Below are 20,992 nucleotides of genomic sequence, written 5' to 3'. Positions count from 1 at the left end.
TTGGTGGCTAGTTCCAATTCACATTAATCGGGTGTAATTCGCCAGCGGATTCTATCGCCATTTGAGTAATACGTTGCTGCGCTAATGCATCACTGGCTTGTGCTTGAGCTTTTATTAGCTGCAATTTGGCTTGTTCGTTGGCAAGCATGGCGTTTTCCGCCTGAATTCGGGCTTGTAAGTCTTGAATGTCTTTTTGTTTTGGCGCTTGAGTGATCTTATTGATGAGCCTTGTCAGTTGGTCATATCTCACTTGAGTTTCTTGCAAAGATAATTGGGTTTGCCCTAACCAACGTCCACGATAACGATTGATGTCATCAAACAAACTTGCGCTGTCACCACCAAGCTTGAGCCATTCGCTATTGTGTAGCCCTTGTTGTTTGAGTGTGAGATTGGGATCGACTTTGACCGCCACATCGTAAACAGAATCAATGGCATCACTCATTCCAGTGATACCGTTGATGCTACTGAGCTGGCGTTTCGCAGTATCAAGCTGTTGTTTGAGCGTGTCGATTTCTTCCAATAAATGACGTATTTCAATGATTTTTTGATGTAAGTTAGCAATATCTATCACTGGAAAAGCCAAGCTGGGTAATGGCAGTGATAGTGTCATCAGTAGCGCTATCATTAAAGAAAGGCGTTTCATGCTTCACCTCGTTGCTCATGCAAGGCATTGAAGTATTCAGGGAGCCAGTCTTTAGGATCACTGCCAGCGGTTTCCACTATCTGGTACATCAGGTTCACTTTGTCTGTGGTGCCAGAGATCACCGCCAGTTCATCATCAAAACCGTTCAAGTCTAATTTAGCGACAACACTTTCATGGCCTTGCTTGATGATGAATTGTCGAGAGTTGGGTTGCAGCTCAGTGCTAATAAGCTCAAATTCACGTTCTGTAAGATGTAAACCATCCATATAATCATCACGTCGAGTTTTGGAGTTGGGCATTAAAATTAGAGTGGCACATTGCTCAATCAGGGTATGAGCTATGGGTGAATTAAGGACATCCCTGACCGATTGAGTGCCATACACCATAATGCCGTTTTGTTTACGAATGACTTTCTGTTTGTTTTGAGCCAAATCTTCAAAGTATTCGTCAGCTAATAGCTTCCAAAACTCATCCATAAAAATTTGCAGCTTTCGACCATCAATCAGTTTTTCGATGCGATAAAACAGATACATCACAATAGGCGTACGGATTTCTTCAATATCTAAAAACTCTGTGACATCAAAGCCAAACAAAGTTTGATTAGTGATAGATAGTTCATCAATTTCGTTATCCAAAACCCAGGATAGTTCACCGCCACGACACCACTTTTGTAGTCTTGAGCTACAACCATTTGGGTCTACTGGGTCAAGAAATTCCAAACAGCGACTTAAACGGCGTTGCGGCTTAGGTAAACTCATTACGCCTTTTACGGCATCAGCCAAGTCTTGTTGATGTTGGTGAGGTAACTCGCCACCGCAAAGCTTGGTAATCAAAGCGGTGATAAACAGTATATTGTCGGCTGTGGGTTCAAGCTGAAAGGGATTAAAACCAGTGGGCTTACCCATTTGCAGTGGTAGATATAACCCTTGAGTAGCACGAACATAGATCTCTAAACCACGGTCTTTATCGAAGATGATTTGTGTTGGCACATATTTCTTACTTTGGGAAATCAAAAAGCCTTGTAGTACCGTTTTACCAGAGCCAGAAGCACCGATGATTAAGGTATTACCTAAAGCGTGATACTCATCCCTGAGCAAGTCTTCCTTAGCTTCACGACTTTCATGAACTAGGACTTGGTTTAACCGCAGCTCTTGTGGATGAGAGTGGGGTTCATGAAAGTTGAAGTAGTATGGCGCACCAGACGCCGTTTGCAATACCGTTACTGCATCGCCCCATTGATTGCCGCAAACTTGTCCAGAGGGATAATTATGAAAACTGCAAAAACCAGCAAAGTTACGAGAAGATATTCGGGCTGGGCGAGGACGATAGCGACTGTTGGCTGGCAGCTGTGAGTAGAACGCTGATTGAATCGACAAATCATCTCTAGTGAGAATTATGGCTTGGTCGGCGAGCTCGGATTTTAGTGCTGAAAGATGCTTATCAAGGGTTTCTGTCGTGTCCGTCAATACGGTTAACACCAAATGATGTTCGCCATAAACCATGCGTCCAGCGGTTAAATCATCTAATCCAATATCAATGGCATCCACTTGGGAATGAGCAAAATCCCCTGTGGCGGTCAGCCTTTTTTGTTGGCGCAATAAAATCTCAGTAGCCACAGGCTTTGATAGAAACTGAAAACTTTGAGTTAGCACAAACTCAAACGGTGCCGATAAAAGTGCATTAAGCAAACCCGCTTCGGTGTGTTCAGGGTACTCCTTAATGCTTAAACACGCGCCCAAACGGGTTTGCGTAATGCCTTTCAGGGCAAAGGTGTTATCAGAAAATAATGGTCTTGCTCTGGGCAATGACTTTGAAATATCAGCAGTGGTAATGGCTCTGGGTTGCCACTCGCCATTGGTCAGATAATCTAAAAGCGTTAGTAAGTCGCTGTAGAATACTTTCCCTTTCACTTTTTCTTTGTCGATAACATCTTTGGTGTAGATACCTAACCGTTTAGGCTGATAACTTTCCAATGATGATAAAACCGTACTAACAACGTCATTTAATGCTGATATGGCTTGTTTTTGCTCGGCAAGTAACTGTTCTACAGTGGGAGATTTTATCTTTAGCTTTGATTTAAGCGGTACATTGGTATCACGATAGATAACGGTTAGGTAAAGCTCATTGACCATTAACTGGCTTTGGCAAATTTTATCAATATATTTCTGATTTAACTGCTTATCAAACTCAGAATGAAACTCGCCTTTTGGAACAATCTTGGATTCACGACGAATAAGATGCGTCCATAAACACACATGAGGGCTGGCGATATTTCGCAGCATCAAATTGAACTGCTCTTTCCATAAGTTCACTTGCTCAGGTTCAGCCGACTCATGTGCTACACCTTGCAGCTTGATGATCTGCAAATAATCGCCGCTATGAGTTTTGATGGTGTGTTCGTCTACGTGTGCTTGGTAAGGAATAAATTCATCAACGGAGTTTTCTCGTTGCCACTGCTCTTTGAGTTTCTCTATGGCAACAGCACTCATAGCATTCTCTCCTTATTGCGGGTATTAACAATAGGACAGGCACTAGCGTAACCCAAGCATCGCCTACAAACAGATTTAGCTTTGGTACTCATCCAGAGTTTGAGCAAACGAAACATCGCAGGATCACGTAAACACAACGAATACATGAGTGCATGTAAAGGAAAGTACAGCAATAAAACGAAGGGATTTTTAGTGGCTATCATCAGGACAGTTATAACAGCTGCCGCAATGATAATGCCATCCAAGGTCACGCCCCATTTCATCGCAGGACGAGTGACAGCCACGAACAAGGGATCACGAAAATCAGTAGAGGACATAATGACTATCCTCTATTTAACAGCAGAAATGATCAGATCAACAATGGTTGAGCCACCAAAGACCAGCACAATCCCCGCAATATACTTACCGCAAGTCTCACCAGTAATGCGCCCAAACCATGCCAAATAACCTAAAATGGCAATCCCAATAATGGCGGCACTGCGAGCAATGCCATTGGTAAGTAATTGCATCACCCAATCCACACCTTCAGAGATAGGATCGGCAAAGGCAAGTTCAGGAACCAGTAGTAAAAAGCAAATCAGAAAAAGATGGGCGACCAGCGCCCGAGATCTGCTTGATTGAATCGAATTTGTGGCAGCGATATTGAGTGAATTTACTTTCATTATCTACTCCAAACATATGCCCAAATTTAGGGCTAGAGTTGTTTATGAAAGACACCTCATATCCTTGAAGCATCGAGATAAAAATGGCGTGCTAGAAAGATTACATGGCAAGGCAAGGCTGTAAATGCTTTAAAGAATAAACACTTCGAAATGCAACCTAATGCAACATAACAAAATGACATATCAAACTTGTTGAGTTGAAAAAAAGCTAAAAAGGTAATTTTTCAGCAAAAATTTGTCAGAAATGTAACCATTTCCATTTTCTTCAAAATTGTTGGAATAACAGCAAGTAACAGAAAGAATAGTGAACTTGATAACTGAGGTTACCTTTTTCCGAAACGGCTCCGAGATTTAGTCACTACGAACAGTCAAATGAAGTATGGCTTTACGGAACGTTCACAATAAGAAGTCTTGTTCCATAAAAAAATTTGATATCGACAAATACTGTCGTTTGCATCCGTATAATCAATAACAGCTTGATATCTTAATATTACTTGGAGTAAGAACGATGCTATCAGAATCACTTAAGAAAAAGATTTTAAGCACTTATTTTGCTTGTAATTCAAAACTAAAAAATGAAGATTATTTGGAAAATATTATAGCGTTGCCTTTACTGCACGCCACTGAGTATTTATGTGAAAGTGAAACTGCTAAGCTCAAGTTTTTTTTCGATGCAAATAAGCCCATAAAAATTGCTGTTGATATTAAAAGTAACATTAATCAAAAGGATCTGTTCGCTGCATTAGATAATGCTATGTCTAATGATCGGCTGTTCATGCGAGAGATGAACATCACTGAGATAATTTATAATATAGATAGAACCTTTAGTTTTGTTTTCTCAAGACTCCCAGAGTCAGAACTCATGAAAAAAGATGAAATTGAAAGAGTTATTGACCCAGTTGAATTTTTGAAATTAATTTCTAATTTCTCTTTAGACTATTATTTATCTGGGGCTGATATAGAGCATATCGATTTAAAGTGGTTCATACGATAAATCCATGACGGCTTTCGTATTAGTGTTGAATAACTCATATTACTCACTAGTCTCAGGTTTAGTGCAAAACCTGAGGCATAAACGAATTACGAAGCAGGGCAGACAAAAGCGACTCACTTAGCAAAATGGTAATTGAGAAATTTGGGTTCTTTACATATGTTCAGCTAGAAATTAGTTAAAGAAAAGTTCTTAAATTCTAGGTAAATGAACGAGCTTGTTGACTCTATTTCTCAAGACACTGAATTCGGTATGGTGAGCTAAGTTAAGAGCAATAGCCTCTTTTTAGATAAACATAAACTATCAACATGAATCTATAGTCTTTTACATTGTGTAGATGTCGTTTGGTTCTGTTGGCTTTCAATTTAAGGTGTCAACTTGAACCATATGAATGTGCAGTGTATTGAACTAGCGAATAAAATTGTAAATCTAGAAAAAAATGATTACTTAGGCTTGGCTTTTTTCTCATCAGTTGGTTTGGGTGTTTGCTCTTTACTAGACCAACTTGTTAGCGCCGACAAAGTGGAGTTGTATATTTATTTTCTTTCGATGTACCTGCTGGCTTTTATTGTTTCCCTTATCATCTATATTCATTTAATTGATTATGTAACTTACAGAAAGATTAAGTCGATGCTGTGTGCCCACAAACCGCCAATATCAGCTGCTCAAAAGCTTTTGGGTGCTGTGGACTTACTTGATATAACTGAACCCTCATCTAAGGCACTAGGTGAATATGTTAGAGGTCGTGGGGGATAAGGATAAACTTGCTATGTACAAGGCTTATACTTTTATTGATTAAGGCTGGATTTGATAACAGATTTTGAATAAGTATTCTTATGCTCTACGACACTGTCAGAAATGTCAGTGAGCAGGCTCGAAATACTCAAAAGTGCGCGAGATATCCATTTAACTCATTGTATCTAAAAGGACTCAAATTACTCAAAATCCCTGATTTACCTCGCGGGTTAAACCAAGGTTTTTTGTTTATATACAGTAAGATAGGTATGACAGTGAGCGAGTGATGGGGTGTCAGGGGTCGGAGGTTCGAATCCTCTCATTCCGACCATTTTTCTTAAACTTTACAGTGAGTTAGTTTTCTTAGCCCCGCTGACATATTTTCTGAAATCTCGTGCAAATCTCGCGCATCAATTCAATTAACTATTTTAAAACAGTGTCTTACGAGCTTGAACGCTGACACAAAAAAATCTCGCGCACTTTTTCACGGTCATTTTTCTAATTTGGTTTTCATCAATTGGAACCAAATGACCGAAGAGTGCAAAGGAAAAGTAATCGAATAACCTTAAATCACCGCAAAGGGTTACGTTTAAAATAATGATGTTTATCTTTTAACATCAATTGATTACATAACTGAATAGCTGAGCGTAACCAAGATTACCGTTTTCCGAAGGTGTGTGTATTTTGTGCCTACTATGAGGTGAAGTGAATCATTATTTTTTCAGATGCTTTTGAGGCAGCTGCGATTGTCCTAATACGGCAGCTACTAAAATAAAACCATCTTCTTTGGTGAAGTATGCCATGTGTTTACCGATAGGAAATCGAAAGCCGCCGGAATATATCTCGTCACAATTGATACCAAGATCGGGGTTGTCTGCGAGCATCTGAAAGCCTGATAAAAGCATTTCTTTATAACTGTGCCATTGAGGTTCAGAGAAGTGTTCAATGGTATAGTTTTTTATTTTTTGTAAGTGCATCTGAGCTAACTTACTCAGTTTAAATTTTTGATCTTTCATTTGATGTTATAACGCATTTAGGAAGCTTTTACCGTCAACAATATTGCCTTTAGCTAAATCTTCTTTAGCCGATTCAAAGCAGTGTTTAAGATATTCAGCTTTCATCGTTTCAAGCTCTTCGTAGTCTTTAATAGACATAACAACAACGGTATCTTTACTGTTTTTGCTGATCTTTATAGGTTCACGCTGTGCGCTTAGCAGTAATTCACCAAAATTACGCTTAGCATCATTGGCTGTTAATGTGTGCATGTTTATTATCCAATTTGAAAATTCAGTATGATTATAGCGCTACACACAAAACAATCAAATTAATTAAATCGTACGATTTTATTGATGATGAGAAGCAAACAATGAAGAAACTCGCCGAAAAAATTAAAGAGGTGTATCGATGAGTGATAGCATTTTTAAGGAGTTAGAAACATCAATGAATCAGGCGTTAGAAATAGCGCAAGGCAGACAGAAGGCTGCTAGGGTAACTAAATATGAAGTTGCTGATGTGAAAGCTATTCGATCAAAACTGAACGTCAGTCAAAAGGACTTGGCGTTAACAATGAATGTCAGTATTGATACTGTTAAAAGCTGGGAAAAAGGCAGAAGGAATCCAACGGGATTGGCCAGTAAAGTGCTGCACCTTATTGAGAATGAACCTGAGCTATACACCAAGCTTACACTCTCATAGATTAACGCCGAATTTGAAACCTGTTTTTGAATAAGTATTCTTATGCTTTATGGCACTGTCAGAAATGTCAGTGAGCAGGCTCGAAATACCCAAGAATGCGCGAGATACCTATTTAACTCATTGTATCTAAAAGGACTCAAATTACCCCAAATCCCTAAATTACCTTGCGAGTCAAACCAAGGTTTTTTGTTTATATACAGTAAGATAGGTATGACAGTGAGCGAGTGATGGGGTGTCAGGGGTCGGAGGTTCGAATCCTCTCATTCCGACCATTTTTTCTTTTCCCAGTTCGATACCATATCAAATCACCATTTCTACCACTGAATCCTCTACTTGGTAGAAATGGTTATTCAAGAATTAAACCTCTAACTTAGTATCGTCTTTTTCATCTTGCTGTTTTTCGTCTTCATGCCTAATAAACCCTGCGGCTTCATCATCCGTTTTAGTGAGCTGACTTTGCCCTTGCATCGGGATGGCGCGAGATTGTTGGTTTATCTCATGTATTTGTGAAGCGTTTTGCAAGTCACGGTTTGATGTGATGGAAGCAATGGATTCTCTGTCTTTTAGGAATGAAATGATATCACTGCGAATGCCAGCAAGCTCTTGCTCATTTTTGTGCATTTCTAAAATCAGTCTTGGGTGTTCTAGGTTTTGCATTCCGGTTGCGGCAAAAGTGCTGGAAACGATACGACAAACAATCACCCACGGAGTAATGCTTGAACGCACGAGAACATTTTCAGAGCGTGTTGAGTCGTGAATACTATTTCCCGTTGAGATTTTTGACTCGGTAAACGTGCCTTCAACTTTCAGATAAATCAAGTCACTTTCGAACAAGATCTCAGAATAAAAGAGGTGAGCTGTATTCGCTTGAATTCGAGCCAGTGCGCGGAGTAACAGCCCGCTTAAAAAGATGTGTACTATGGTTGATGCAGAATCCGCAAGTGCTTGAAGTTGCGGAGCCGCTAAATTGCCATTGATGTTATCAAAGCCAATAGTACGAGCCAGTGTCGCTAAGTCTACAACTTGGTAAGCCAAGATCATTGTGAGGATCGCGCTTACTACGAATAATACATTACCAGAAATCAAACTGATGATGCGTGCTTTGTCAAATACGCTACCCAAATCCATAGCCTTAACTTTAGGCTGGATTTCTTGGATCATCTCCCCGAAAAAGTTGCCTTTGCCTTCGACCTGCTGATTTAGCTTGGGCTCCAGTTCTTGATAAACTCGATTGGGTACTTCTTTATAACGACGATTAGCCATTACTAAGTTGTCGAGATTAATAAAAATTTCATTCGGATGAATGGATTCTTGCCAATTTTCACGGAGCTCAGAAACTTCTACTTTAGGATCGGAATAGTTCAAACGCTTTTTCAGCATAATGAAGGCAATAGCACTGGCGATGGTGGCACCGAGCAATAACCCGAGTAAGAGCAGCGTTGAATGGAAAGTAGGAAAGTTTGCGCTTATTTGTTGTAGTTCACTAATGCTGGTATTCGTCATTGAAAGGGAATATTGCAGGCCTAACCCGACAATAACAGGCAGTAGAATGGCGCCTGCAATCACACGAACTAATTCCATATTTCCCATGCTTGGAATGGTTCTGTCGGCGCTGCGGTTAATGGTATTACCTGCGCTACGCCATACGTTTAATAAGTAAAGAGTAAGGAGTGCGGTATAGAAAGGAAACGCAAATTCTCCTAACTCACCCGCAAATCCTGCAAGCGAAACAAAAGCGACAAACGCAAAAGCGATAAGAGCCACAGCGGTTTTTACCCATGCACCAAACAGGCGTTGTGCCATATTGCGGATGGGGTAGGGCATGTAAGTAAGCCTTGGGAAAATACTGTGGACAAAGCGGGCAAGGATGCCAATAGGCTCTACAAAAGTGGAGTTTTTACGGCCAACCAGCATTTCAATCAGTTTTTGCTTGGTATAAGCCACATAAGATCGTTCATTTTGGGCGGTACTGGATTCAGAGCGACTGTGATTATAGGCCAGAGACGTTGGATGATTTCGGCCAACAAAATAACGTAGCATGGCGAGGATACCACTGGACGCTGATGCGATGCCACCACCTAACAATAGCAGCCCAAAGCCAACCAATAGCCAACCGCCAATCGCTTGTGTTTTCACTGTGGCGGCAGCATCAAACAGAAGATATATCCCTAAAATGGCAATGATCACGCCTCTAACTGTAGTGGCTGCACCTTCTTTTTTAAATGGATTTCGTAGTCCAAGGTCTATCGACCCATAATCAAACGCCATTGTTATTCTCCCTAATTAACCACGTCTTATCTATTCAATTCTTATGATTTGTTCAAATGGTTATGTGATATAACCAGATGATTTTATGTGACTTCCATCATGATGAACGAAATTATATGGCGATAAATTCTCCAAGGGAAGTCATCATGCTAAAATACGGCTTTGTTTGATGGTTGAGAATTTACTATGAATTGCCGCTTAGGGTGTGGTGCTTGTTGCATCGCACCATCCATTACCAGCCCGATCCCGGGTATGCCCCAAGGTAAAAAAGCGGGCGTTCGATGTGTGCAGCTTTCTGACGAAAACCTGTGTCAACTCTTTGGTCAGCCCCAGCGCCCTGCGGTGTGTCATCAGTTTTCTGCAACGGTTGATGTGTGTGGCGAAACCAATGAAGAAGCCTTGTGGTTAATTACTTCGTTAGAGGCGCAGACGAGCTAGCGGTAATATTCCCTTCTGTATTTTTATATCGTGCAGCGAGCAGCTGCGTCACCGGAATGACTTGAACATTGTAGTGTTTTAATCGGCCCAAGTTTTCTTTTAAGTACTCGATCGTTTCTAGGTGAGGGTGAGCAATTACAATAAAGTGATCATGGGTTTTGCTCAATTTGATGATGTGTTGAAATTGATGTTCGAGCCCTTGAGGTGAAGTATCATTATCTAAAAATACCGTACGTCTCAAATTAGGCACATGCGCTTTGTCTGCTTCGCTTCTGGCTTTGGTGTAACGGGTGGTAATGCTGTCGACAAAAAACATATTGCGTTGTTTTAATTCTGCCATCAGCCATTTCATCGGCTGCTCTAGCTGAGTGACAAAACTGCCCATATGGTTATTTACCCCTTTGGCATAGGGTATGTCTTTTATCGCTTTATCGAGAATGTTGTTGATGGCTCTTTGGTTCATATCACTGTTGATACCACCGATCCCCATGGCTTTACCGTTTAGGGCTTGCATGGGTAAGTGCAGCATGATCTCATGGCCTTGTTGATAGGCTTGTTTGGATAGCTCATGGCTGAGCGGTGTAAAAGGCAAGAAAGAGAGTGTGATTTGTGGTGGTAATTGCAGGACTTGTTTATCCGATTGACGGTAACCAACATCATCAATAATGATGGCAACTTGCGCTGCATGCAGATGTGAAGAAACGAAAAAAAGAAGCAGTAGCGCAAGTCGTGTTAGTGTCATAGGTTTTGTTATGTACCCGTTTTAAACCATGAGATAGCCGATTTTAAAGCATTATCATCAGTATGCATTTGTGTGTCATTGATTATAGGTGCTTTATCACTTTGATTGCCACTCATACTCGGCAGATTTATATCTGGTGTGATCCCCGATTGATGAATGTTATCGCCTTTAGGGGTAAGGTAATGGGCTATCGTCAGTTTTACTCGACTATTTTGAAAAATTGTCGGGATCATGCCTTGAATACTGCCCTTACCATAACTGCGTTCTCCCATTAAAATAGCGCGTTGATTTTGCTGTAAAGCGGCAGCCAACACCTCAGCGGCAGAAGCCGAATTTTTATCAATTAATACCAGCATAGGCACGTCTTTTAATAAATTGATATCGGTGGCATTGTAATTACTGTTGGCCTGTTTGAATCGGCCTTTGGTGGATACGATAGTCCCTTTACTGATAAACAGATCTGCCACTTTTACCGCTTGCTCAAACAGACCACCAGGATTACGCCTTAAATCAATGATCAACCCATTGAGTTGCTGCTGTTTCCATGTAGTGAGTTGCGTTTTGATAGAGTCGAAGGTGTCATTTTGAAAGCCATTTATTCGAATGTAACCGAGGTTATTGCCTAATAACTGAGATTCAATGGCTGCAACTTGAATCACCTTGGGCATAATATTCAACTGCCACCTTTTTCCTTGGCTATCAGTGACATTAACATCAATGGCCTTGTTTTCTTTGGCGGCTTGTTTGATTTGTTTGAGGATGCTTTCTTGATTGTCGGTCGTGATCACTTGCTTGCTCAAGTGGGTAATGGTGTCACCCAAATCAATGCCAGCTTTTTGAGCGGGAGATCCGGTAAAAACATTGATCACTTCAAGACCTTTTTGGGTTCCATTCACTTCAAAGCCGAAACCTTTATACTGACCTTGGTTATTTTCTTCCTGCTTGGCAATATCTTCTTCGTCTAAAAACTCTGAATAACCATCGAGTTTATGAAAAATACCTTGAATGGCGGCTTCAATCAGCTCTTCACGGGTGAGGGGAGTAACATAAAAACGCTCAATGCTATCAATAACATCAGCGAGTAGTGGAAATCCATAATAAGAAGGGGGAACTTCGCGTCCTGCAATGCTTACACTAATCCCAAATAGCGCACCACAAAAAAACAAAACAACCCGTCGAGCATACTTGATCATACAGCCTCCATTGATCCAGGAGGCGGCGATTATCGTTTGCAGTAAAGCGACGGATTAATGGCTTTCCCCTTATGACGTATTTCGAAGTATAGACCAGGTTCGGCTTGTCCACCTGAGCGACCCACTAAGGCTAATGTTTCGTCTTGTTTGACACGATCTCCAGAGGATTTTAATAGCGCTTGAGCATGACCGTATAGGCTCATATAGCCTTTGCCATGATCTACAACGATCACCATACCAAAGCCTTTCAACCAGTCGGCAAAAATGACTTTTCCTGGTGCAATGGCTTTCACACTTTGGCCTTCAGGGGCACTGAGCAATACTCCCCTCCAGCGTAACTGTCCGCCTCGCTGGCTACCAAATGTGTGAGTTAATCGCCCGACGGTAGGCCAGTGTAATTTCCCACGCTGGGCTCGCAGTCCAATTAGAGCCGTTTGTTGCTTAGATTCTTTAATCGCTTGTTCGATGGCTTGTTTGAGGCTGGCTTCTTCAATTTGTAATTGTTCTAAACGAGCTCCGCGATTATTCAACACTTTTTGTAGCTGTACCAATGTGCGTTGGCGTTGCTCACTTTCTTTTTCAAGTTGCTGGGCTTGTTGCCGTTGTTGTTCGGTAACAGTGACTAATTGCTGTTTTTGCTCGGTGATTTGGTTTTGGGTTTGCTTTAGCTCTGACAGCGTCGTTTTTAGCTCTGCAATGGCTTTGACTCTGGCTTTATTTAAATATTGATAATAAGTCAGTAGTCGCTCTACCGTTGCAGGATCTTGCTGGCTCAGTAACATCTTAGTGTAATCATGATTACCACTGAGATAAGCACTTTTAAGCTGTTTAGCTAGAGTTTGCTGCTGTGTTTGCTGTTGGTGTTGTAATTGTGATTGTCTGTTAGATAACTCAGCAAGGCTAGCGTTAAGCTGGCTTTGTTGTTGCTGACTTTGGTTGATCTCCGTTGCGACTTTAGCAATGGCTTGTTCGTCACTTCTCAGTAATTGTAATAGTTGCTGGTGCTGTTTTTGGGTATCGCTGACTTGCAAATGTTGGCGATCGATTTGTGTTTGTAATGATTTAAGCTGAGATTGGCGCTCTTTAATGGTTGTAGCCGATACGGAAACCGATAATCCTAAACCAAAGATCATCATAAACATGACTGAAAATGGACGAACACAATCGCGCACAGATGCTTCCTTTTAATTTGGCAAATTGAGTAGATGAAAAAAATGCCGCTTAGTGCGGCATTTCATTGTATCGACCCAAGGTTATTGTGCAAGGGTGATCAGTGGCTGCCCTGACATTTCTTCAGGGATGCTTTCACCCATTAATGACAGCATAGTGGGGGCTAAATCACTTAGGCGACCGCCTTCTTTGATTTCACCGTCACGACCAACATAAATCAGTGGCACAAGTTCACTGGTGTGAGCAGTGTGGGCTTGACCAGACTGTTCGTCCACCATTTGCTCAGCGTTACCGTGATCGGCGGTGATTAACGCTTCACCACCAACTTTTTCTAGCGCTTCAACAACACGACCAATACAAGCATCTACCGCTTCACACGCCTGAACGGCGGCATCGAAGTTACCCGTATGACCCACCATGTCACCATTCGGGTAGTTACATACGATCACGTCATACTTATCAGACTCAATCGCGCCGACCAGTTTGTCAGTGAGTTCTGTTGAGCTCATTTCTGGTTGTAAGTCGTACGTCGCGACTTTTGGTGATTCAATCAAAATGCGATCTTCACCTTCAAATGGCTGTTCTTTACCGCCATTGAAGAAGAAAGTGACGTGAGCGTATTTTTCAGTTTCAGAAATACGAAGCTGAGTTTTACCACGGTTTTGCAGTACTTCACCTAAGGTGTTCACAAGATCTGTTTTTGGGAAAGCCACTGGAACTTTAATATCGGCCGCGTATTCAGTTAGCATCACAAAATTAAGCTTTGGCGTGGCTTTGCGGGTAAAGCCATCAAAATCCGCGTTTACAAAGCTGCGAGTTATTTGACGAGCACGGTCAGCACGGAAGTTCATAAAGATCAGTGCATCGTTGTCCTGCATTGTTGCTACGTTGCCTTCGCCATCAATAATGGCCGAAGCCGCAACAAACTCATCGTTTTCGTCACGCTCATAAGCTGCTTCGAGAGCTGCTTGAGCATTATCATATTGGTGCACTGCTTGACCTTGGGTTAATAGGTCGTATGCATTTTCAACGCGATCCCAACGGTTGTCACGATCCATCGCATAGTAACGCCCCACTATTGAGGCAATACGACCATGCCCTAGACGCTCAAATAAAGCATCAAAATGCACCAAGCTTTGCTTTGCACTACGAGGTGGCGTGTCACGACCATCAAGGAAAGCGTGTAAATAGACTTTCGTTGCACCACGTCTTACTGCCATTTTACAAGCCGCTTCAATATGCTCTTCATGGCTGTGAACACCGCCAGCAGATAGCAATCCCATGATGTGTACAGCGCCGTCAGCGGCAATAGCCTTGTCAATCGCATTACACATGGCAACGTTTTTATTGAAATCGCCATCAGCAATAGATTTACTAATACGGGTTAATTCTTGATAAACAATACGACCAGAGCCTAGGTTAATGTGACCGACTTCTGAGTTCCCCATTTGACCATGAGGTAAGCCAACGTCGTCACCAGAACCAGAGATCAAGCTGTTTGGGTAGTGGGCGTATAATTTATCTAAAACAGGGGTTTTAGCATGATAAATGGCGTTCATGTGGGTATCTTCTCGGTTACCCCAACCATCTAAAATCAGCAGTGCCAATGGGCGCTTAGCAGTAGTCATTAATTGTACCTTTACTAAATTTAAAAACAGGTTTATACCCATGACACCTACTTGCGATGACAACGGGTAGCATGGGTATAAAGCCGTGAAAATAGGAAAAGTAACTGAGAGTGTACTCGAACTGAGACATGAGAAAAAGTTAACATCTAAAAATGAGTGCGAATGATCGCAATTTGTGAACCGAAACAGTTATAATCTTTGGTTCGACGTTAAATTTAAGTCAGTGAAGAGAACACATGCAAGAATACATTCAGTTTTTTCAAGCTAACCCTATCCTTTCTTTAGCCTGGGTGGGTCTGTTTATTGGTGTCATCGTCACCACAGTTAAAGCTTCAACGCTAAAATACAAAAACGTGACCCCTCAAGAGCTTACTCAACTTATCAATCGTGAAAATGCAAAAGTGGTTGATGTTCGCTCAAAAGATGAGTTTAAAAAAGGTCACATTGTTAACGCGATGAATGTCCCGTTAGCGCAAATTAAAAATAATCAAGCCACGAGTCTTGAAAAGCATAAAAGCAGCCCCATTATTCTAGTATGCAATGCTGGCATGACATCTTCGCAAGCGGCTCAGTTGTTGGTAGCACAAGGATTTGAAAACGTGCATAACCTCAAAGGTGGTATGGGCGAATGGACAACGGCAAATATGCCGGTTTCCAAAAGCAAAAGATAATCGTGTCTAACAGAGTGTTTTATGGTCAATCTAAGGTTGACGTGCACGTTAAAGTGTCATAAAACTCTGACAAGCTGATCCAGCGGTCAACATGGTCCTTAACGATTTGTTAAGGTTGTACGACTGATTAGATCGAATTAAAAATAAGACCCAGAAGGGGTAATAAAGCCCCTCCACAGTCGAGACAAATTACATAGGTAGGAAATTATGGCTGAAGCAGCAACTCAAGAACAACAAGCTCCACAATTCAACATCCAACGCGTTTACACTAAAGATCTTTCTTTCGAAACGCCTAACAGCCCAGCTATCTTCCAAAAAGAATGGAACCCAGAAGTTAAGCTAGATCTTGATACTCGCAGCGAAAAATTGGCTGATGACGTATACGAAGTGATCCTATCTCTAACCGTTACTGCAAAAATCGGTGAAGAGACAGCATTCCTATGTGAAGTACAGCAAGCGGGTATCTTCACTATCGAAGGTCTAACTGAACCACAACTTGCTCATTCACTAGGTGCTTACTGCCCGAACATTCTTTTCCCATACGCTCGTGAAACCGTTGCTAGCCTAGTAGGTCGTGGTACTTTCCCACAACTTAACCTAGCTCCAGTTAACTTCGACGCACTATTTGCTCAATACGTTCAACAACGTCAGCAAGAAGAAGGCGCTGAGCAAGTTGAAGAAAAAGCAGAAGAAGCTACTGCATAATTCATGAACAATACAGCCGATATTACGGTATTAGGGGCGGGCTCTTATGGCACCGCCCTTGCCATTTCTTTAGCCCGTGGTGGTCATAAAACACTGCTGTGGGGACACGAACCTGAGCACATTGCCAAGCTGCAACACGATCGCAGTAACGAGCAGTTTTTGCCGGGTATTCCCTTTCCAGAAAGCCTCATCCCCGAAGCGGATTTAGCGACGGCATTAGCCGCTAGCCGTAATGTGTTGGTGGTCGTACCCAGTCATGTATTTGGTTTAGTGCTGAAGCAAGCCAAGCCATTATTGCGCGATGATGCGCGCGTTGTTTGGGCGACTAAAGGCTTAGAGCCAGAAACGGGGCGACTACTGCAAGATGTCGCTCGTGACATCTTAGGTGATGATATCTCACTGGCAGTCGTTTCAGGTCCAACCTTTGCTAAAGAACTTGCTGCAGGTATGCCGACGGCTATTTCTGTTGCTGGTACTTGTGAGCAATTTAGCAATGAATTGGTTGAACTGCTTCATTGTCCATCGCGACTGCGCGTGTACGCCAACCCAGACTTTATCGGTCTGCAATTAGGTGGTGCGGTGAAAAACGTGATTGCCATTGGCGCAGGTATGTCAGATGGTATTGGTTTTGGTGCTAACGCGCGAACCGCCTTGATCACGCGTGGATTGGTCGAGCTAACCCGTTTAGGTGAAGCCCTTGGTGCACAAGCGGCTACTTTTATGGGAATGGCAGGTTTAGGTGACTTAGTACTGACTTGTACCGATAACCAATCTCGTAACCGTCGTTTTGGCTTGGCGTTAGGTCAAGGTAAAGACTTTGAAACGGCACAAACTGAAATTGGTCAAGTGGTTGAAGGCTATCGAAATACTAAAGAAGTGTTTACATTAGCTAAGCGTTTAGGCGTTGAAATGCCGATCACCGAGCAGATCTACCAAGTCTTATATCAAGGCAAAGCGGCGAAAGAAGCAGCTAAAGATTTGTTAGGGCGTGATAGAAAAGCCGAAGCAATATCGTAACTTTTGCTGATTGATTTTGAGTCAAGGGCGCTATTTGTATAGAATAGCGCCCTTTTTATTTGTACTAATTGTAGAGGTTTTCAGTGCAACATTACGATGTGATCATTATTGGCGCCGGCGCCGCAGGACTTATGTGCGCAGCCACCGCAGGGTATCGAGGTCGTAATGTCTTAGTGCTAGATCACGCCAAACAAGCGGGTAAAAAAATTCTTATCAGTGGCGGCGGTCGCTGCAACTTCACCAATCGAAAGGTAGAGCCCAATAACTATGTGTGTGGAAACCCACACTTTGTAAAATCAGCCCTAGCTCGTTATCCCTCCAGTGCCTTTATTGAACTGGTGGAACGCCACGGAGTCGACTATCACGAGCGTGATCATGGTCAGCTATTTTGTGACGATTCTGCCAAAGACATCGTTAACATTTTGATGACCGAATGCGATTGGGCTGGAGTCAAAGTACAACTTCGTACAGAAATTTTATCGGTCATCAAAAAAGGCACGGGTTTTGAACTTTCGACCAGTAATGGTGATTTCAGCTGTAAAAGTCTTGTGATTGCCACAGGTGGTTTATCGATGCCCAAACTGGGTGCAACACCTTTTGGCTATAAAGTTGCTGAGCAGTTCGAGCTAAAAGTATTGCCAACCAGTGCGGGTTTAGTGCCTTTCACTTGGCATAGCGATGATAAACAAAAATTCGAACCGTTATCCGGCATAGCAGTACCGAGTACCATCACAGCTAAAAATGGCGTGCAGTTTAGTGAAGCTTTACTGTTTACGCATCGTGGTATTTCAGGTCCAGCCGTACTACAGATCTCCAGCTATTGGAAACCGGGTGAAACCATCGAAATTAACCTGTTGCCCAATATGGATGCTGAACAAGCACTATTTCAACAACGAGAAAAGCACCCCAAGCAAAGTCTGCGTAACACCCTTAGCCAGTGGTTACCTAAGCGCTTAGTGGAAACCTTATTCGACGAAGTCTTGCTGGATAAAGCACTAAATCAACTTATTCATGCTGAAATAGATCAACTCGTCAAAGACTTGCATCAATGGCAATTATTGATGAACGGCACTGAAGGCTATCGAACGGCGGAAGTCACTCTTGGTGGTGTTGACACTAATGAGTTGTCATCCAAAACTATGGAAAGCAAAAAAGTCGAAGGACTGTATTTTATCGGGGAAGTCATGGATGTCAGCGGCTGGCTCGGAGGGTTCAATTTCCAATGGGCATGGGCGTCAGGGGTGGCTTGCGGTATGGATTGTTGATTGTTTTTTGAACCAAGTATATAGTTTGAGTATCTAGTTTTTAATTAGGTGCAATTATGTCTAGTGGAACCGTATTTAAAAATAATAATACTCAAGCAGTACGCTTGCCGAAAGACGCTCGTTTTGATGACGATGTTAAAAAGGTCAATGTTCGTGTTGTCGGGAGTGAACGGATCTTAACGCCAGTGGAAAAAACATGGGACAGCTTTTTCCTTTCTGAAGAAACGGTAAGTGAAGATTTTATGGTAGAGCGTGCCGATCAAGCCCAAGATGACAGGGAGTCATTTTAATGTTTCGATATTTGCTCGATACTAACATTGTTATCTACGTCATAAAGCGCCGTCCGATTGAAGTACTTGATACTTTTAATGCCAATGCTGGGCTTATGTGTATTAATAGCATCACCTATGCTGAACTGATGCATGGTGTTGAAAAAAGTACTAAGCCAGTTGAGAATCGCAGACTTGTTCAAGACTTTGTTTCTCGATTATCGGTGCTCGATTACGGTATGAAGGCGGCAGAGCATTATGGTGATATCAGAGCTCATTTAGAAAAGCAGGGTAAAACCATAGGCATAAATGATCTACACATTGCAGCTAGTGCCAGAAGTGAAGGTTTGATAGTCGTTACAAATAATGAATGTGAATTCAGTCGAGTTGATGGCTTACGTGTTGAGAACTGGGTGAAATAACTGGTAACTCTATGTACTCAGTCACTTTTAAAGTTGATAACACCACTCGCCGCCGTAGTTATAAAACTGAAGCAGGTGCATTAAAGGCTATGCCACTTTAATTTGCGCCTTCTTCTCATCATAAATAAAAGTACTTCACTGTTGTTGTGATAAAATCACTCTTCATATTGCATTAAATTCTAAGTCTTATGCCTTCAAGCGTTCCGAGTTCATCGTCTTCTAAAGGAAAGCTTCACCCTAGAAATCGCCATAATAAGTCGTATGATTTTGAAGCGTTGGTGACAGTTTTCCCTGAGCTAAAAGCTAAACTGATCACCACGCCTCGGGGTGAGATGTCGATAAACTTCTCTGATCCAATCTCAGTCAAATTACTCAATAAAGCGTTATTAATATCTGATTATGGTATTCAATTTTGGGAGCTTGCGGAAGGTTATTTGTGTCCTCCGATTCCTGGGCGCGTGGATATGCTGCATTATATTGCGGATCTGTTGGCGCAGACTTATCAATTGCCAGTGAAGAAGCTCAAGCAAAGAGCAATCAAAGGTTTGGATATTGGCTGTGGGGCAAATTTGATTTATCCACTATTGGGGCAGAGTGTCTATGGCTGGCAGTTTGTCGGTAGTGATATTCACAAGCCGTCGATTAAAGCTTCTGACATGCTGATCAAAGCCAATGGGTTAGGAAAGCAGATTGAATGTCGTTGGCAGCCAAAATCTCAGCATATTTTTCATGGGATCATCAAAGAAGGTGAGTTTTACGATTTTACTCTGTGTAATCCACCGTTTCATAAAAGTGCTGAAGAGGCGCAAGCGGGCAGTTTGCGTAAACAAGCCAATCTGAATAAAAGTAAGCAAGTTAGGGGCAGTCAACTTAAACCCGACAACAACCCACTCAACTTTGCTGGTCAACATAATGAGTTGTGGTGTGATGGCGGCGAGTCAGCGTTTATCAGGCGTATGATTAATGAAAGCCGCCACTACGCCGAGCAATGCCGTTGGTTTACATCGCTGGTTGCTAAGAAAGAAAACTTACCCGTTATCAAAAAAGCATTGAAAAAAGCACAAGTGGTTGAGTACAAAGTGATTAATATGAGCCAAGGTCAAAAGATAAGTCGTATGGTGTGTTGGAGTTTTAAGAAACCATCAGCTTAAGTACCTGACGATAAGTTCTTTGAAAATTATTGTGTTCAGGTTTAGTGCAATACAAGACGCAAAGAAGGGCGCATAGCCGTAGCTATATAACCGAAATTGCAACGCCGTAGAGTACTGAAGCTGAGCACAAGAAAATCTTAAGAAACCTATGGTCAGGTACTTATATCAATGAACCTAATAGATAACCTAGGAGTGGACTTGCAGTAGTATTGATGGCTAAGTTTATGGTTGAATCTTTTTCTTCGCCGACAGATTGAGCAAGATTATTGACCTTTTCTTGAGTGGAGTGAGTAACCAATGTGCTAAGTAAAGCTTTTCCAATGGCTAGACCTTGGTTACTTAGTGAATAATTTGATAATAACGTCAGAACGGCTTGAGTCCCGAGTTTTGCCTTGCTTTCCGGTATGCCTAGATATGCAGAATGGTGCTCAGCCATCGCCGCCGCTAAGCCAATTGTCGGAGCCATCACTAAGGTATAAACGCCAGTGGTGAGTGCTAAGCTTGAAGCACTCGATGCGGTATTTGAGGCAAATTTATAAAAAAAACTTGAAGAAGAAGCTTCAGGTAATTCAACTTCTTCATCACATCCATATAACCATTTTAAGCCACGTTGTGATAATAATGCTGAACTAAAAAAAGGGCTAAACCCCATGAGTTTTCCTAAGTTACAAATAGATTAATAACAGATGAATAATGTTAATCAAAAATGGCTGAACATAGGCTTAACTCGAAAGTAACAGCTAAAAAAATGCAAGCCACTAGGGCTTGCAAACACACCTGACTTAATAAAGTTTGCATCAGGTAGAAGGACAAGGAGATGACCTACCTATGTAAGCCA

Annotated in this window: 23 protein-coding genes; 11 read left to right on the top strand and 12 right to left on the bottom strand. The window is 42.0% G+C overall.

The genetic code is table 11. The features are described from left to right. Positions 1-7 precede the first annotated feature (7 nt). The 4 genes from E2H97_RS17105 to E2H97_RS17090 are packed head-to-tail and all read right to left on the bottom strand — an operon-like array spanning position 8 to position 3,794. Entirely contained in the window at positions 8-643 is a 636-nt protein-coding gene (locus tag E2H97_RS17105) for a type IV secretion system protein (protein WP_133408257.1), read from the bottom strand. Beyond that, entirely contained in the window at positions 640-3,132 is a 2,493-nt protein-coding gene (locus E2H97_RS17100; RefSeq protein ID WP_133408256.1) for a VirB4 family type IV secretion/conjugal transfer ATPase, read from the bottom strand. The genes E2H97_RS17105 and E2H97_RS17100 overlap by 4 nt, the downstream gene beginning before the upstream one ends. Beyond that, positions 3,129-3,449, bottom strand: a complete 321-nt coding sequence (locus tag E2H97_RS17095; protein WP_133408255.1) for a VirB3 family type IV secretion system protein — start codon at positions 3,447-3,449, stop codon at positions 3,129-3,131. Before E2H97_RS17095 ends, E2H97_RS17100 begins: the two co-directional genes overlap by 4 nt. Before the next feature lie 12 nt (positions 3,450-3,461). Continuing rightward, the gene (locus tag E2H97_RS17090; protein ID WP_133408254.1) at positions 3,462-3,794 is read right to left on the bottom strand and encodes a TrbC/VirB2 family protein; all 333 of its coding nucleotides are present in this window, start codon (positions 3,792-3,794) and stop codon (positions 3,462-3,464) included. A gap of 508 nt (positions 3,795-4,302) precedes the next feature. Between E2H97_RS17090 and E2H97_RS17085 the strand changes: the two genes are divergently transcribed. Both E2H97_RS17085 and E2H97_RS17080 read left to right on the top strand, forming a co-directional pair. Continuing rightward, entirely contained in the window at positions 4,303-4,788 is a 486-nt protein-coding gene (locus E2H97_RS17085; protein ID WP_133408253.1) for a hypothetical protein, read from the top strand. 375 nt (positions 4,789-5,163) lie between these two features. Beyond that, positions 5,164-5,541 carry a hypothetical protein gene (locus E2H97_RS17080; protein WP_133408252.1) on the top strand — a complete coding sequence of 126 codons (378 nt, stop codon included), beginning with the start codon at positions 5,164-5,166 and terminating at the stop codon, positions 5,539-5,541. Positions 5,542-6,233: 692 nt separating this feature from the next. Here E2H97_RS17080 and E2H97_RS17075 read toward each other — a convergent pair. Then, positions 6,234-6,536 (bottom strand): type II toxin-antitoxin system RelE/ParE family toxin, encoded by a 303-nt coding sequence (locus E2H97_RS17075; protein ID WP_133408251.1) that lies wholly within the window; start codon positions 6,534-6,536, stop codon positions 6,234-6,236. Between the two features lie 6 nt (positions 6,537-6,542). Continuing rightward, a complete protein-coding gene (locus tag E2H97_RS17070; protein ID WP_133408250.1) occupies positions 6,543-6,785 on the bottom strand; it encodes a type II toxin-antitoxin system Phd/YefM family antitoxin in 243 nt (80 codons plus the stop codon). 139 nt (positions 6,786-6,924) lie between these two features. Between E2H97_RS17070 and nadS the strand changes: the two genes are divergently transcribed. Next, positions 6,925-7,215, top strand: coding sequence for a NadS family protein (gene nadS, locus E2H97_RS17065; RefSeq protein WP_218938224.1), 291 nt, complete (start codon positions 6,925-6,927; stop codon positions 7,213-7,215). 357 nt (positions 7,216-7,572) lie between these two features. Here the strand turns inward: nadS and E2H97_RS17055 are convergent, their stop codons facing one another. Beyond that, entirely contained in the window at positions 7,573-9,483 is a 1,911-nt protein-coding gene (locus E2H97_RS17055; RefSeq protein ID WP_133408249.1) for a hypothetical protein, read from the bottom strand. A 186-nt stretch (positions 9,484-9,669) separates the two neighbouring features. Here E2H97_RS17055 and E2H97_RS17050 point away from each other — a divergent pair, with 186 nt between their 5' ends. Next, a complete protein-coding gene (locus tag E2H97_RS17050) occupies positions 9,670-9,921 on the top strand; it encodes a YkgJ family cysteine cluster protein (protein WP_133408248.1) in 252 nt (83 codons plus the stop codon). Here the strand turns inward: E2H97_RS17050 and E2H97_RS17045 are convergent. The 4 genes from E2H97_RS17045 to gpmM form a co-directional block, all read right to left on the bottom strand. Continuing rightward, entirely contained in the window at positions 9,893-10,663 is a 771-nt protein-coding gene (locus E2H97_RS17045; protein ID WP_133408247.1) for a divergent polysaccharide deacetylase family protein, read from the bottom strand. The genes E2H97_RS17050 and E2H97_RS17045 overlap by 29 nt on opposite strands. Positions 10,664-10,671: 8 nt before the next feature. Beyond that, positions 10,672-11,856, bottom strand: a complete 1,185-nt coding sequence (locus E2H97_RS17040) for a S41 family peptidase (RefSeq protein WP_133408246.1) — start codon at positions 11,854-11,856, stop codon at positions 10,672-10,674. Between the two features lie 29 nt (positions 11,857-11,885). After that, a complete protein-coding gene (locus E2H97_RS17035) occupies positions 11,886-12,998 on the bottom strand; it encodes a murein hydrolase activator EnvC family protein (protein ID WP_133408693.1) in 1,113 nt (370 codons plus the stop codon). 111 nt (positions 12,999-13,109) lie between these two features. Continuing rightward, a complete protein-coding gene (gpmM, locus tag E2H97_RS17030) occupies positions 13,110-14,654 on the bottom strand; it encodes a 2,3-bisphosphoglycerate-independent phosphoglycerate mutase (RefSeq protein WP_133408245.1) in 1,545 nt (514 codons plus the stop codon). Positions 14,655-14,890: 236 nt separating this feature from the next. On the opposite strand from gpmM, the gene E2H97_RS17025 reads away from it, so the two are divergent. The 7 genes from E2H97_RS17025 to rlmF all read left to right on the top strand — a co-directional run bounded on the left by E2H97_RS17025 (position 14,891) and on the right by rlmF (position 20,154). Then, positions 14,891-15,325: a rhodanese-like domain-containing protein gene (locus E2H97_RS17025; RefSeq protein WP_133408244.1), complete on the top strand. Its 435-nt coding sequence runs from the start codon at positions 14,891-14,893 to the stop codon at positions 15,323-15,325. A 207-nt stretch (positions 15,326-15,532) separates the two neighbouring features. Further along, positions 15,533-16,030, top strand: a complete 498-nt coding sequence (gene secB / locus E2H97_RS17020; RefSeq protein ID WP_121839947.1) for a protein-export chaperone SecB — start codon at positions 15,533-15,535, stop codon at positions 16,028-16,030. Positions 16,031-16,033: 3 nt separating this feature from the next. Continuing rightward, positions 16,034-17,047, top strand: coding sequence for an NAD(P)H-dependent glycerol-3-phosphate dehydrogenase (gene gpsA, locus E2H97_RS17015; RefSeq protein WP_133408243.1), 1,014 nt, complete (start codon positions 16,034-16,036; stop codon positions 17,045-17,047). A gap of 83 nt (positions 17,048-17,130) precedes the next feature. Further along, positions 17,131-18,312, top strand: a complete 1,182-nt coding sequence (locus E2H97_RS17010) for a BaiN/RdsA family NAD(P)/FAD-dependent oxidoreductase (protein ID WP_133408242.1) — start codon at positions 17,131-17,133, stop codon at positions 18,310-18,312. A gap of 56 nt (positions 18,313-18,368) precedes the next feature. After that, positions 18,369-18,602: a type II toxin-antitoxin system VapB family antitoxin gene (gene vapB, locus E2H97_RS17005; RefSeq protein ID WP_133408241.1), complete on the top strand. Its 234-nt coding sequence runs from the start codon at positions 18,369-18,371 to the stop codon at positions 18,600-18,602. After that, positions 18,602-19,003, top strand: coding sequence for a type II toxin-antitoxin system tRNA(fMet)-specific endonuclease VapC (gene vapC, locus E2H97_RS17000; RefSeq protein WP_133408240.1), 402 nt, complete (start codon positions 18,602-18,604; stop codon positions 19,001-19,003). The genes vapB and vapC overlap by 1 nt, the downstream gene beginning before the upstream one ends. Before the next feature lie 188 nt (positions 19,004-19,191). Further along, positions 19,192-20,154 (top strand): 23S rRNA (adenine(1618)-N(6))-methyltransferase RlmF, encoded by a 963-nt coding sequence (gene rlmF, locus E2H97_RS16995; protein ID WP_133408239.1) that lies wholly within the window; start codon positions 19,192-19,194, stop codon positions 20,152-20,154. Positions 20,155-20,314: 160 nt separating this feature from the next. Here rlmF and E2H97_RS16990 read toward each other — a convergent pair whose 3' ends face one another. Then, complete coding sequence (locus E2H97_RS16990) at positions 20,315-20,806, bottom strand: hypothetical protein (RefSeq protein WP_133408238.1); 492 nt, start codon at positions 20,804-20,806, stop codon at positions 20,315-20,317. Positions 20,807-20,992 lie beyond the last annotated feature (186 nt).

The organism is Parashewanella tropica, from assembly GCF_004358445.1.
Lineage (GTDB): Bacteria > Pseudomonadota > Gammaproteobacteria > Enterobacterales > Shewanellaceae > Parashewanella > Parashewanella tropica.
This window is presented reverse-complemented; position numbering and strand designations above follow the sequence as displayed.